Source organism: Methyloversatilis sp. (assembly GCF_030698125.1).
GTDB lineage: Bacteria > Pseudomonadota > Gammaproteobacteria > Burkholderiales > Rhodocyclaceae > Methyloversatilis.
Window position 1 is genome coordinate 96546 of sequence record NZ_JAUYNV010000017.1, and the last position, 12684, is coordinate 109229.

The 12684-nt window shown below is 64.2% G+C and carries 11 protein-coding genes; 3 read left to right on the plus strand and 8 right to left on the minus strand.

Annotation, left to right across the window (positions count from 1 at the left end):
• Positions 1–2: 2 nt before the first annotated feature.
• Both Q8Q80_RS07710 and bchF read right to left on the minus strand, forming a co-directional pair.
• Positions 3–1286 (minus strand): ferredoxin:protochlorophyllide reductase (ATP-dependent) subunit N, encoded by a 1284-nt coding sequence (locus Q8Q80_RS07710; protein ID WP_305632345.1) that lies wholly within the window; start codon positions 1284–1286, stop codon positions 3–5.
• The gene (gene bchF / locus Q8Q80_RS07715; protein ID WP_305632346.1) at positions 1283–1798 is read right to left on the minus strand and encodes a 2-vinyl bacteriochlorophyllide hydratase; all 516 of its coding nucleotides are present in this window, start codon (positions 1796–1798) and stop codon (positions 1283–1285) included. Before bchF ends, Q8Q80_RS07710 begins: the two co-directional genes overlap by 4 nt.
• 508 nt (positions 1799–2306) lie before the next feature.
• On the opposite strand from bchF, the gene Q8Q80_RS07720 reads away from it, so the two are divergent.
• Positions 2307–3080, plus strand: a complete 774-nt coding sequence (locus tag Q8Q80_RS07720; RefSeq protein WP_305632347.1) for a B12-binding domain-containing protein — start codon at positions 2307–2309, stop codon at positions 3078–3080.
• A gap of 85 nt (positions 3081–3165) precedes the next feature.
• Positions 3166–4590: a transcriptional regulator PpsR gene (gene ppsR / locus Q8Q80_RS07725; RefSeq protein ID WP_305632348.1), complete on the plus strand. Its 1425-nt coding sequence runs from the start codon at positions 3166–3168 to the stop codon at positions 4588–4590.
• 13 nt (positions 4591–4603) lie between these two features.
• Here ppsR and Q8Q80_RS07730 read toward each other — a convergent pair.
• The 4 genes from Q8Q80_RS07730 to Q8Q80_RS07745 all read right to left on the minus strand — a co-directional run bounded on the left by Q8Q80_RS07730 (position 4604) and on the right by Q8Q80_RS07745 (position 9474).
• Positions 4604–5355, minus strand: a protein-coding gene (locus Q8Q80_RS07730) for an IS5 family transposase (RefSeq protein WP_305632349.1) whose coding sequence is annotated in 2 segments (ribosomal slippage) — positions 4604–5028 and positions 5028–5355 — 753 coding nt in all. Because the reading frame shifts where the segments join, the coding sequence is not laid out codon by codon here.
• 140 nt (positions 5356–5495) lie between these two features.
• Positions 5496–8084, minus strand: a complete 2589-nt coding sequence (locus Q8Q80_RS07735; RefSeq protein ID WP_305632350.1) for a response regulator — start codon at positions 8082–8084, stop codon at positions 5496–5498.
• A 90-nt stretch (positions 8085–8174) separates the two neighbouring features.
• Positions 8175–8972: a 4-hydroxy-tetrahydrodipicolinate reductase gene (dapB, locus tag Q8Q80_RS07740; protein ID WP_305632351.1), complete on the minus strand. Its 798-nt coding sequence runs from the start codon at positions 8970–8972 to the stop codon at positions 8175–8177.
• A gap of 55 nt (positions 8973–9027) precedes the next feature.
• On the minus strand, positions 9028–9474 hold the full coding sequence (locus Q8Q80_RS07745) for an outer membrane protein assembly factor BamE (RefSeq protein ID WP_305632352.1): 447 nt from the start codon (positions 9472–9474) through the stop codon (positions 9028–9030).
• A gap of 115 nt (positions 9475–9589) precedes the next feature.
• Here Q8Q80_RS07745 and fur point away from each other — a divergent pair, with 115 nt between their 5' ends.
• Positions 9590–10054, plus strand: a complete 465-nt coding sequence (gene fur, locus Q8Q80_RS07750; protein ID WP_305632353.1) for a ferric iron uptake transcriptional regulator — start codon at positions 9590–9592, stop codon at positions 10052–10054.
• On the opposite strand, the gene recN is transcribed toward fur, so the two are convergent.
• The gene (gene recN, locus Q8Q80_RS07755) at positions 10055–11722 is read right to left on the minus strand and encodes a DNA repair protein RecN (RefSeq protein WP_305632354.1); all 1668 of its coding nucleotides are present in this window, start codon (positions 11720–11722) and stop codon (positions 10055–10057) included.
• A 54-nt stretch (positions 11723–11776) separates the two neighbouring features.
• Positions 11777–12667 (minus strand): NAD kinase, encoded by an 891-nt coding sequence (locus Q8Q80_RS07760; RefSeq protein ID WP_305632355.1) that lies wholly within the window; start codon positions 12665–12667, stop codon positions 11777–11779.
• Positions 12668–12684 lie beyond the last annotated feature (17 nt).

Sequence of the window (12684 nt, forward strand, 5' to 3'; positions counted from 1 at the left end):
CCTCAGACCGCCAGCCGTTCGCGGCGAGCGAGCGGGCGTACAAACAGTTCGGCAAGATCGGCGGCCTGGTCGTAGCCGTGGATCGGCGAGAAAACCAGTTCGATCGACCATTTCGTGGTCAGGCCTTCGGCTTCCAGCGGATTGGCAAGGCCGAGCCCGCACACCGTCAGGTCGGGGCGGGCGGCGCGCACGCGGTCGAGCTGGCGTTCCAGGTGCTGGCCTTCGCTGAGCACGACGTCCGGCGGCAGCAAGGCCAGTTCTTCGCTGACCATCTGGCGGTCGAGGTAAGGCGTGCCGACCTCGACCAGTGCCATGCCCATTTCGCGATTCAGGAAGCGCGCGAGCGGAATTTCGAGTTGTGAATCGGGCAGCATGAACAGGCGCTTGCCGGCCAGTTGCGGGCGGTAGCGTTCGAGTGCGGCGCGCGCGCGCCTGATCAGCGGCGCAGTGACGGCATCGAACTGCGTGTCGGGCGTCTGCCAGGCGCGGGCGGCTGCGCGCAGCCAGGCGGTCGTACCTTCGACGCCGAACGGGTAGGGTGCAGCCAGCACGCTGGCGCCGCGAGCGGTGAGCGTGCGCACGGTTTCGCCATTGAATGGCTGGGCCAGCAGCAACTGCGTGTTCGGGCCGATCGACGGCACATCATCGGCGCGCCGACCCGGGAAGAAATTCACCGGACCGATGCCCAGTTGTTCGAACTGCCGGCGGAACTGGTCTTCCACCACGTCCGGCAGGCAACCGACGACCAGCAACTGGCGGGCGTCGGTCTGCGGCATGATCGGCACGAAGGCCTTCAGCGCGTTGTCTTCGCCCTGCGTGAAGGTGGTTTCGATGCCGGAACCCGAGTAGCTGAGCACCCGCACCTGCGGCAGCAGCCGCTCGTTCAGGCGTTCCGCTGCGCGGGCCAGATCAAGCTTGATGACTTCGGACGGGCAGGAGCCGACCAGGAACAGCGCCTTGATTTCCGGCCGGCGTTCCAGCAGCGACATGCACACCCGGTCGAGTTCGTCGTTGGCGTCGGCGATGCCGGCGAGGTCGCGGTCGGTCAGGATGGCCGTACCGAAGCGGGGTTCGGCAAAGATCATCACGCCGGCAGCCGACTGCACCAGATGGGCACAGGTGCGCGAACCGACGACGAGGAAGAAGGCGTCCTGCAGCTTGCGGTGCAGCCACACGATGCCGGTCAGCCCGCAGAACACTTCGCGCTGACCGCGTTCGCGCAGCACCGGCAGGTCGCTGCCAGTACGTTGGCTGAGTACGACCGGAATGTCCTGGAGGTTGCTCATTTGCACGGCACCAGCTGGTCGTCGCCGAAGGCCATGGCGGCCGACTGCTGCAGACGCGCGGCACGCAGTTTCAGGATGAACTGGCCGGCGTTGATGACGTAAGTGAAATAGGCGGCGAGGGCGAGCCACATCAGGCTGTCCGGGCCGAGGCTGTCGGTCGCCAGCGCGATCAGGTACCACGTATGCAGTGCAAGGACGGCGAAGCTGAATACGTCTTCCCAGAAGAAGGGGCGGGCGAACAGCCAGACGCCGAACACCTCTTTCTCCCAGATCGATCCGGTGATCATGATCGTGTACAGCAGCACCGTCTTGATCACCACGGACACCGAGGCGGCCTGCAGCCCCTCGCCGGTCATCAGGAAGCGCAGCACCAGCACCAGGCTGATCAGGAAGGCGATGAACTGCACCGGCGCCAGCACACCCTGGAGCATGGTCCAGGGCGATGCATCGCGGCGGCGGCGTTCTTCTGCCGTGTAAAGCGGAGGCTGCGGTCTGGCCTGCTGCGGGTGCATCGGTGACGTCTCCTTGGTCTTTCTTCTTTGACTGAAAATCTAGACGTCTGGAGACGGAGTGTCAATAAAAATTGACGTACATCATGATTGACACGCGAACAACCTGCAGCCGGATTGTCATGAAGCGCGATGAATGGTCGCCGCAAAGCGTTGATGGCGTTCGATACTGACAAGTAAACTTGACAGTTGCCCTTGACGCGAACTATCTCTATAAGCTGGTTGCTCTTGTGATGGGTGCCTCCATGGGCTGCGCGCCGGGGTAAGTGCTGTACGAAGTCATTAAAAGCACGGCCGTTCCTTGCTTCCCTGCCATGCCGCGGGACGCCTGAGTCGGAGCCGGCAAAACACAAACACCAAAGGACGAGAGATGGCCGGAAGAGCGCAGGAAGACGCCGGCAAGGCGCGCACGACGGGAGAGTACTGGTCGGACACGGATGCACTTCAGCGAAGCCCTCCGCAATCAGGCATTCACAACGGCGGGGAACTTGTTTTTCCGGTGGATGACTGGATGGGCGATCTTGCCCGTACCATCGAAGCTGAAATCATTCCGCGCCTCATGCTCGCGCACGGCGGCGCCGACCCCTCGGCACCGCAGGTCGCCTGTGAAAGCCCGGCACCGTCTTCGCCGGAGGTGGTCGAGTTCGCGAATCTGGTTCTCGCGCAGGACGCGCGCGTCGCGCGCACGTGGGTGGAGGCGGTACGCGCACGTGGCGCGTCGCCCGACACGATTTTTCTTGAGTTGCTGGCGCCGGCCGCACGGCGACTCGGCGAATTGTGGGAAGCGGACCTGTGTGACTTCACGCAGGTGACGCTCGGTCTGTGGCGGATCCAGCAGGTGGTGCATGAGTTGGGTCCGAGCTTCCGCCCGGACGCCCCGTTCGCGCCGAATGGCCGCAGGGTGCTACTGTCTGCGGCACCGGGGGACCAGCACACGCTGGGCCTGTTGATGGTCGGTGAATTTTTCCGCAACAGTGGCTGGGAAGTCTGTGCCGAAGCATCCGGCCGCAGCCTCGATCTGGTGCTGGCGGCGCAGAATGAGTGGTTCGATGTGCTGGGTTTTTCGGTCGGTAGCGAAGCACGCATCGAACCTTTGAAGCGGCTGATCGAAGCGGTGCGTCTGGCGTCCCGCAATCGCGACCTGATCGTGATGGTGGGTGGCCCGATCTTTGTCGAACACCCGGAGTGGGTGGCACTGGTGGGTGCGGATGCGACCGCTAGTGATGCAAAAGACGCTGTGCGGCGCGCTGACGCCATGGTGCCGCTGCGATGTACGCAGGGCTGAACCGGTTTGACGAGGTGAACGATTGGGATTGGAGCAGGAGCGCAGTGAGTTTTCCAGAATCGACGGGAAGTGGGGGGCTGCCAACGTGAAGCCGTTTGAATCGCCCCTCCTATCGTTCGGAGGCGTCGATGCCAACTCCACAGCGAAACTCATCGCCGCTGCGTCGGATCTGGCGCTGGTGGTGGACAAGCAGGGCATCATCCGCGATGTAGCCTTCGGCAACGACGAGCTGGTGCCCGATGGGTACGAGGGCTGGGTCGGCCGACGCTGGACCGACATCGTGACGGTCGAAAGCCGCGCCAAGGTCGAGGCCCTGCTGATCGATGCTTCGGCCGAGGCCGCCCAGAAGTGGCGGCACGTGAATCATCCGGTATCCGGCGGCATCGACATGCCGGTACTGTATTCGGCCATCAAGGTCGGGCACGAAGGCCGGGTTGTCGCGTTCGGCCGCGATCTGCGCTCCCTGTCGTCGCTGCAGCAGCGACTGGTCGACGCGCAGCAGTCGATCGAGCGTGACTACGCCAAGCTGCGGCAACTGGAAACCCGCTATCGCCTGCTGTTCCAGATGACATCGGAAGCGGTGCTCATCGTCGAGGCCGGCAGTCAGCGCGTCATGGAAGCCAATCCGGCGGCGCTCCGCCTGCTCGGTCCGTCCCCCAAGGGCCTGGTCGGGCGTACCTTTCCGGAAGGATTCGACGAAGCCGGCATGCAGTCGGCACAGGATCTGCTGGCCAGTGTCAGGGCGGCCGGTCGCGCTGACGACGTGCGCGTGCGCCTGGCCGATGACGGACGCGAGCTGCAGGTCGCCGCATCGCTGGTCAGGCAGGACAACGCGGCGCTCTTTCTCGTGCGCCTTTCGCCACGTGCCGTCGAACACACGACCTCGGGTCTGCATCAGGCCCTGCTGGACGTGATGGAGCACGTGCCGGACGGCTTTGTACTGACGGATGAATCGGGCCATATCCTGACGGCCAACCACGCCTTTCTCGATCTTTCCCAGCTGGCGTCCGTCGAGCAGGCGCGTGGCGAGCCGCTTGAACGCTGGCTGGGCCGCCCCGGAGTCGATTTCAAGGTGTTGATGGTCAACCTGCGCCAGCACGGGTCGGTCAGGCTTTTTTCCACCCTGGTTCGTGGTGAACATGGCTCGGATGTGGAAGTCGAAATTTCGGCCGTGTCGGTCCCGCATGGCGAAACGCCTTGTCTGGGCTTCACGGTGCGTGGCATCAGCCGGCGTATCGAAGCGGATCCCCGGATGGGTCGCGAACTGCCCAGGTCGGTCGAACAGCTGACCGGACTGGTCGGCCGCGTGTCGCTGAAGGAACTGGTGCGCGAATCGACCGACCTGATCGAGAAGCTGTGCATCGAGGCGGCGCTCGAACTGACGCATGACAACCGAGCATCGGCAGCCGAAATGCTCGGCCTGAGCCGGCAAAGTCTGTACGTGAAACTGCGCCGCTACAGCATTGGTGATCTCAACGCCGAGCACGAAGACATCGAAACGGAAGACTAGGGTCTGTTCTCAATTATGCCAACCAGACGAATGCGCAAGCGAGATGAACGAAGGACAGGAAGGACTGAGCGAGTTTGTCGTATCGCGTGGCGATGCGTCTGAATTGCTTGATGCGGTTGAAGAAGCGCTCGACCAGATTTCGATCTTTGTAGAGATGGCGATCGAACCCACGAGGGTTGAGTCGGTTGGAGCGAGGTGGAATGACCGCCTGGCTGCCTTGCGCCGTGATGATTTCGACAAAGGCATCCGAGTCGTAGCCCTTGTCGGCCACAATGAACTCGGCAAGCTGATCTTTGATCAGTGCGGCCGCTTGCCCAATATCGGAGATCTGGCCTGCCGTGAGAATGACTCTCGTTGGATTGCCCAAGGAATCCACTGCCACATGCAGCTTGGTGGTCAATCCACCCCGGGAGCGGCCGATTTGCTGGTCGCCCGCTTTTTTTGGGCGCCGGCAGAATGTTGGTGCGCGCGCACGATCGTCGAGTCGAGGAACAGATGCTCCATGTCGGCCTCACTGCGCAGCGCTGTGGCGACCCGCTCCCACACCCCTTTCTCGCGCCAGCGCGAGAAGCGAACGAAGGTCCGATGCCAATGCCCCAGTTCCTCCGGCAGATCGCGCCACGGACTGCCTGTACGCATGATCCACAACACCGCTTCGACGAAGCGCCGATTGTCCTTGGCCGTGACGCCACGGTCGGTCGCCTTGCCGGGCAACAGTTGCTCAATGCGCTCCCATTGGTCATCGCGCAGCATCTTCCGATCCATCCTGACATCAGCCCAAAAGTCAGGATATGACCAGATTCAGGCCGCTGTGAACAGTCCCCTGCTATGCCTTTGACCGTGAACGACTTTTTCGATGGCGCTTCCATTTGGCATACCGTTAATTCGACAAATGAGAACACGCCCTAGGAGTCCGCGGGCGCCATCACCGCATCGCGCGCGTCGAGCAGCGCTTCGGACAACCGGGCGAGATGGACATCCACCCGCTCATGCTGTCCTGCCAGCGCCGGTACATCGCCCAAGCGGGCGCTGTCCTCGAGCTTTACTACGGCGGCTTCGGCGCGCGCGGCGCCGAATACCGACAGGGAGCCCCGAAGGCGGTGACAGATGCGGGCGACGCCGGCACTGTCCTTGAGCTGGATGCACACTTTGAGGCCACTGCGCAGTTGCGGCAGTTCGCCGAGGAACACATCGATCACGCGCAAGACCATCGCGCGGTCACCTTCAAGGGTTTCCAGCGTGTGTGAAATGTCGATCACCGGCGGTTCGGGCAGCTCCGCATCGAGCACGGCACCGTTGAAATCGGTACTGACCGGCGTACCGTCAGGTTCGCTGCGCGACAGCACGCGCTCCAGCGTCGCCAGAAGTTCGTCCGCCTTGACCGGCTTGCTGATGTAGTCGTCCATGCCCTCTTCCAGGCACAGTTCGCGGTCACCCTTCATCGCATTGGCGGTCATCGCGATGATGGGCATGTGCTGCACATGGTCGGTATCGACCACCCAGGACCGTCGCTGCTCGCGCGCACGGATGGCGCGCGTGGCCTCGATGCCGCCCATGACCGGCATCTGCACGTCCATCAGCACCACCTCGAAGTGGTCGCGCTCGAGAAGATCCAGCGCTTCCTGACCATTCGACGCGACCGTTACCACATATCCCGCACGCTCAAGCGTACGCACGGCCACCAGCTGATTGACCGGATTATCTTCAGCCAGCAGCACACGCCGCTTGCGCGCGTTGCCGATGCCTTCGTGCGCCAGCGAGCGCTCGATATCGAGATCCCCGATGGCAAAAGCGAAATCATCCATTTCCGGTGCGGCGTCGTCCGGATGGGTGGCCAGTGCCTCGGCCAGCGCGCCGGCCAGCTCGTTCGCCGAAAACGGCTTGTGCAGACGCCCGCGCACTCCCAGCGAGCGGGCGTGTGCGTTATCGGCCGCCTGATTGGAGCCGCTGAACATCATCACGACGCGATTGAGCCGGTTCGGCCCCTCGCAGAAGGCGGAAATGAAATCAAAGGCGTCGGCATCCGGCAATGTGCGGTCAACCAGCAGGATGTCGAACGGGCGCCCTGATTCATGTGCCTGCTTGAGTGCCTGGCGCGCTGTCTGCACCGAACTGACCGCCAGCGCCGAAGCGCCCATGTCGCCCAGCATGGCCGCCACCACACTGCGGGACGGCAGGTGGTCTTCGATCAGCAGCACGTGGCGCCCGGCAAAGCGACGGAAGTGCGCTGGCAGCGTGGCCTGTTCGATCACCGTGCCGCGCAGCGTGAAATGAAAGGTCGAGCCCTGCCCGGGCACGCTGTCCAGCCACAGACGGCCACCCATCAGGGACACGAGCCGGTTGCAGATGGCCAGTCCGAGGCCGGTGCCACCGAAGCGCCGCGTGGTTGAGGTGTCGGCCTGCGCGAACGCTTCGAACACGACGGCCTGCTTCGCAGTGTCGATGCCGATCCCGGTGTCGCGCACCCAGACATGCAGTTCGACCTCGCTGCCGCTCCCGACCGGCGTGCCTGTTGTCTCGCAGCCGATTTCAATTTCACCGCGCGCCGTGAATTTGACGGCATTGCCGATCAGATTGACCAGAATCTGCCGCAGGCGCCCGGGGTCGCCCAGCATGCGCACCGGCAGATCGGGTGACAGGCGACAGTACAGCTCCAGCCCCTTGTGTTGCGCCGCGATGGCCAGCCCGCGCGCGGCATCTCCGACCACGTCCCCGACCGAATGCTCGACCTGTTCGATTGCGAGTTTGCCGGCTTCGATCTTCGAAAAGTCGAGGATGTCGTTGATGATGACCAGCAGCGCATCGGCCGACGTCTTGATGGCACGCACGTATTCGGCCTGTTCGCTGTCGAGCGCGGTGTCCAGCATCAGTTCCGACATGCCCATGATGCCGTTCATCGGGGTGCGGATTTCGTGGCTCATGTTGGCCAGGAAGTCACTTTTGGCCCGGCTGGCCGCCTCCGCCTTTTCCTTGGCCAGCAGCAGTTCTATTTCGGCCTGCCGTCGCGCATCAAGCTGGCCAAGATAGCCCGATACCCGGGTGACGCGGCCGCGTTCGTCGCGCTCGGTTGCACCGGCTTCCAGCCTGACCCAGACCGTACGGCCGTCGGCATGGCGGACGCGGCAATCCAGCGAGGCGTCGTCCGCCATGCTGGCCAGCCTGTCTTCAAGCCACTGGTCGAAGGCGGTCGTTTCGTCGGCATGCACGATGTCGCGCCATACCGCAAGCGAGTCCGGCAGATCGGTCGGGCCGTAACCCAGTGCTGCCTTGAATTCAGCCGACACCTCGAAGCGCGAACTCGAAGGCGCCCACTGCCAGCGATGGCGCGATGCATCGGTCGTGTCGCCCGCGTCGAGCAACTGGTCGATGCGCTGCAGCGACTCGGCCAGCGCCGCCGCGGATGGCCCGCCGGCAAGCCATCGTGCGATTTCGGCTTCATCGATGGATAGCAGGCCAAGGTGCTGCAGCAACAGGGAGGACAGCGCTGGATGCATGGAAATCCGGGACAGGTAAGACCTGTTGAATTAACGACCGTACAACGGCGGGCTGAAGAACCGGAGCGCGCGCGGCCCTGTACCCACCACTCAGCGCAGGCCCAGCACGTCCTGCATGTCGTACAGACCGGTCTCCCGGCTGGCCAGCCAGCGCGCGGCGCGCAGGCTGCCCAGCGCATAGGGCATGCGGCTGGCCGATTTGTGGGTGATTTCGATGCGCTCGCCGAGGCCGGCGAACAGCACGGTGTGGTCACCGACGATGTCGCCTCCGCGTATCGTCGAAAAGCCGATGGTCGTGTCCTGCCGCTCGCCGGTATGCCCTTCGCGGCCATAGATGGCGCAGTCGGCCAGCGAGCGACCGAGCGCGTCGGCCACCACTTCACCCATGCGCAGCGCTGTACCGGACGGCGCATCGACCTTCATGCGGTGATGCGCCTCGATCACTTCCACGTCGTAGCCGCTGTTCAGGATGCGTGCGGCGACGTCGAGCAGCCGGAACACGGCATTCACGCCGACCGCCATGTTCGGCGCGAACACGATGGCGATGTCGCGCGAGGCCTCGACCAGCCGGGCGCGCTGCGCGTCGGTGAAGCCGGTCGTACCGATGATCATCTTCACGTTGTGGCGCAGACAGGCGTCAAGGTGAGCCAGCGTGGCTTCCGGACGGGTGAAGTCGATCAGGAAGTCGGCACCGGTCAGGGCGGCATCGACATCGCTGCTGATCGGCACGCCGGCCGGACGGCCCAGAAAGGCGGCAGCGTCTTCACCGATGGCAGGCGCATCGGGGCGGTCAAGGGCAGCGACCAGCCGGGCGCCTTCATCGCGCGAAGTCGCTTCGATCAGCATGCGGCCCATGCGGCCGGACGCCCCGGTGATCGCTATGCGCATCGGTGACATGGAATCCTTTCAGACGTGAAATGTGCCGCGATGACCCTGCGTCGCGTCACTTCGGCGCGACAACCTCGCCCAGATCTATCGTGCGGGTACGCGGCGCTTCGGGCTGGTTCAACTCGGCTTCTTCCGCCCCCACCACATCGCCACCGAGGCTGACCAGCTTGTCATCCTCGAAATAGACAATGAGGCGGCGCTGCTGGGTATCTTGCGGCTTGTTGCCCGGCTTGAAGTAGTACAGGTAGTCCCAGCGGTCGGGATGGAATACGTCGGCCAGCATCGGCGAGCCGAGCACGAAACGCACCTGGTCGCGCGACATGCCCGGCTTGAGCTGGAAAGCCATTTCCTGCGTCACCAGGTTGCCCTGGCGGATATCGATGCGGAACGGGTTCAGACGATTGGTCACGTCGAGCGCCGAAGGCACATTGGAGCATCCCGCGAGCACCGGAATCAGGGCGGCAAGGGCGTAGCGTACAACTACCACGGGGGCGAAGGACATCGCTGGACGGGACTCGGTTAGGGCTTCGGGCAGATCCGCCCGCTCGCGGCACGACGCGGGACGGGAGACGAAAGTCTATATTATAGCGACCTTGATACTGCCGTCAGCCTTGCCCATGAGCGCGAACTCGCACAACCTGAAGAATATCGGCCTGAAAGCCACGCTGCCGCGATTGAAAATCCTTGAGCTGTTCCAGCGCACGGATGTGCGCCACATGAGCGCGGAAGACGTCTACAAGGCGCTGCTGCAGGAAGACATGGACATCGGTCTGGCCACTGTCTATCGGGTGCTCACCCAGTTCGAGCACGCCGGTCTGCTGGAACGCCATTTCTTCGAATCCGGCAAGGCGATGTTCGAACTGAACGAAGGGCATCACCACGATCACCTCGTCTGCATCCAGTGCGGCAAGGTGGAAGAGTTCTACGACGCGGAAATCGAGCGCCGCCAGATCAAGGTTGCCAAGGACCACGGCTTCGCGATGCATGACCACGCACTGACGATTTTCGCCAATTGCACGACCGAAGCCTGCCCGAACAAGAAGAAGCCACAGCGCGATCCGGGCGGATCCGAACCGGGTTGATCAGCTCGCCGGGCGCTCGCCCAGCATTTCCTTCGCGTGCGCGCGCGTCGTATCGGTGATGACTTCACCGCCAAGCATGCGTGCGATTTCCTCGATCCGCGCTGCCGCGTCGAGCGCGCTCACCGCACTGACCGTCTGACCGGCGTCGCTGCGCTTGGCGATTGACCATTGCCAGTCGGCGCGCGCCGCAACCTGGGGCAAGTGGGTGACGCACAGCACCTGACGCGCCTTGCCCAGCCGCGCCAGCTGGCGCCCCACCACCTCGGCCACCCGGCCGCCGATGCCGACGTCGACTTCGTCGAACACCAGCGTCGGCGTTCCGCTGCGTGCGCTGGCGATCACCTGTATCGCCAGTCCGATGCGTGACAATTCGCCACCCGACGCGACTTTTGCCAGCGGTGCCAGCGGCTGCCCCGGATTGGCAGAAACGCGGAATTCGATCTCTTCCAGTCCGGTGGCGGACGGTTCTGCGAGTGGCTGGAGCGCAACTTCGAAGCGACCTCCCTGCATCGCCAGTTCGGCCATGGCCGCGGTCACCTCGGCCGACAGGCGCTCAGCCACCGGCTTGCGCGCACCGGACAGATGCGTCGCGGCCTGCAGGCAGGCGGTGCGCGCTGCATCGCGCGCCTGCTCGAGCCGGGCCGGATCCGCGTCGGCGGCCAGCCGGTCGAGCTGCAGCTGGCTGTCGGCCAGAAGCGCCGGCAGTTCGTCCGGCTCGCAGCGGTACTTGCGGGAGGCGCCGAGCACGGCAGCGATGCGATCATCGGCACGTGCCAGTGCCGCTGGATCCGCATCGAGTCGATGTACGTAGGCGCGCAGCGCGCGCGCGGCTTCGCCGACCTGGGCCGACGCCGAATCAATCAGGCTGCAGCATTCGCCCAGCGCCGCATCGAACCCCTGCAAGCGGCCGAGCACGGCAGCGATGTGGGCGAGCTGCGCATCCAGCGCGACCTCACCGTCCTCCAGCGACGCGAGCGCCTCGGCACTGCCTTCGAGCAGTTGCGTGACATGCGCCAGCCGACTGTGTTCCTGCTGCAGCGCCGCCCAGGCGGCGGGTTCGAACGCCAGTGCGGTGAGCTCCTCGACCAGCCACTGCACGCGTTCGCGCTCACGCAGGGCGGCATCACTGTCCTGCACGGCACGCAGCAGCGCCTGTTCGCGCGCCTGCCATTCCCGATAAAGCTTCGTGACCTCCGTGACCTCAGCCTGCAGGCCGGCATGCTGGTCGAACAGCTCGCGCTGCGCCGATTCGCGCATCAGGGCCTGATGTGCATGCTGGCCATGGATGTCGACCAGCAAGCCGCCGAGTTCGCGCAGTTGTGCGATGCCGGCCGGCGCGCCGCCTATCCATGCACGCGATCGGCTGCCGCTGTCGATCACCCGTCGCACGATGACCCGGTCGCCGTCGCATTCGAAATCCTGCGCAACCAGCCAGTCGCGCGCGGGACTGTCCGGTGCGAGCACGAATTCGGCCGACAGCTCCGCGCGCTCCCGTCCGAGCCGTACGACCGATGCGTCGGCGCGCGCGCCAAGCAGCAGGCCGAGCGCATCGACGAGGATGGACTTGCCGGCCCCGGTTTCACCGGTCAGCGCACCGAAGCCGGCCGAAAAGTCGAGTTCGAGCTGGTCAACAAGGATGAAATCGCGGATGAAAAGGCGTTCGAGCATGCAGCGCGGTGAGGATTCGGATCGATGATGTAAATTGGGCGGAACGGGAAAAGCTCAGGCCTCTTTTGGCGCTTCGCTCCAGCGGAGCTTCTCGCGCAACATGGCAAAGTAGCTGTAGCCCGGAGGATGCATCAGGGTCACGCAATACGGCGATCGCTCGATGCGCAGGCAGTCGCCACCCTGCAGATTGAAATGTTCCTGGCCGTCAAAATGGGCGCGCGCGTCATGCCGCAGAAACAGCCGGACATCGAGTACCGAACTGTCGCTCAACGCAATCGGCCGCGACGACAACGCATGCGGACACAGCGGAACGATGAGCATGCTTCCGAGCGACGGATGCACGATGGGACCGTTGGCCGACAACGAGTACGCAGTCGAGCCGGTCGGCGTGGAAATGATCAGCCCGTCGGAGCGCTGGCTGTATACGAATTCGTCGTCCACCCGGACTTCGAATTCGATCATGCGGCCGAGGTCGCCCTTGGACAGCACGACATCATTCAGCGCCAGCGCCGAAAACATCGACTCACCGTCACGCAATACGCCCGCCTGCAGCAGCGCTCGGCGCTCACGGGTGAATTGCCCGGCCATCAGGGCTTCCATCGCCGACAGCATGTTGGAACGGGCGACGTCGGTCAGAAAACCCAGCCGCCCCTGATTGACGCCGACCAGCGGCACATCGTGCGGCGCCATCTTGCGGGCCGCGCTGATCAACGAACCATCGCCACCAATGACCACCGCCAGCGCGGCGCGACGGCCGATCCCGTCGAACGCAGCCGGCTCGAAATCATTGCCGGACAAGGCGTCTGCCGAATCCTGCTCGATCAGCACCTCGCGGCCGGAATCGCGCAGCCAGTGCGCGAGCGTGCGCATCGATTCGCCCACTTCCGCGCTCTGGTACTTGCCAATCAGGGCGACGCAGCCGAACGACGGTGGGGTTTTATCCATCGTCGAATTAAACCACA

Excerpts from the sequence above, each read along its gene's own strand:
- dapB (WP_305632351.1), bottom strand. The coding sequence starts at position 8,972 with ATGCGCATAGCGATCACCGGGGCGTCCGGCCGCATGGGCCGCATGCTG.
- Q8Q80_RS07710 (WP_305632345.1), bottom strand. The coding sequence starts at position 1,286 with ATGAGCAACCTCCAGGACATTCCGGTCGTACTCAGCCAACGTACTGGC.
- bchF (WP_305632346.1), bottom strand. The coding sequence starts at position 1,798 with ATGCACCCGCAGCAGGCCAGACCGCAGCCTCCGCTTTACACGGCAGAA.
- Q8Q80_RS07760 (WP_305632355.1), bottom strand. The coding sequence starts at position 12,667 with ATGGATAAAACCCCACCGTCGTTCGGCTGCGTCGCCCTGATTGGCAAG.
- fur (WP_305632353.1), top strand. The coding sequence starts at position 9,590 with ATGAGCGCGAACTCGCACAACCTGAAGAATATCGGCCTGAAAGCCACG.
- Q8Q80_RS07745 (WP_305632352.1), bottom strand. The coding sequence starts at position 9,474 with ATGTCCTTCGCCCCCGTGGTAGTTGTACGCTACGCCCTTGCCGCCCTG.
- Q8Q80_RS07735 (WP_305632350.1), bottom strand. The coding sequence starts at position 8,084 with ATGCATCCAGCGCTGTCCTCCCTGTTGCTGCAGCACCTTGGCCTGCTA.
- recN (WP_305632354.1), bottom strand. The coding sequence starts at position 11,722 with ATGCTCGAACGCCTTTTCATCCGCGATTTCATCCTTGTTGACCAGCTC.
- Q8Q80_RS07720 (WP_305632347.1), top strand. The coding sequence starts at position 2,307 with ATGGGCGATCTTGCCCGTACCATCGAAGCTGAAATCATTCCGCGCCTC.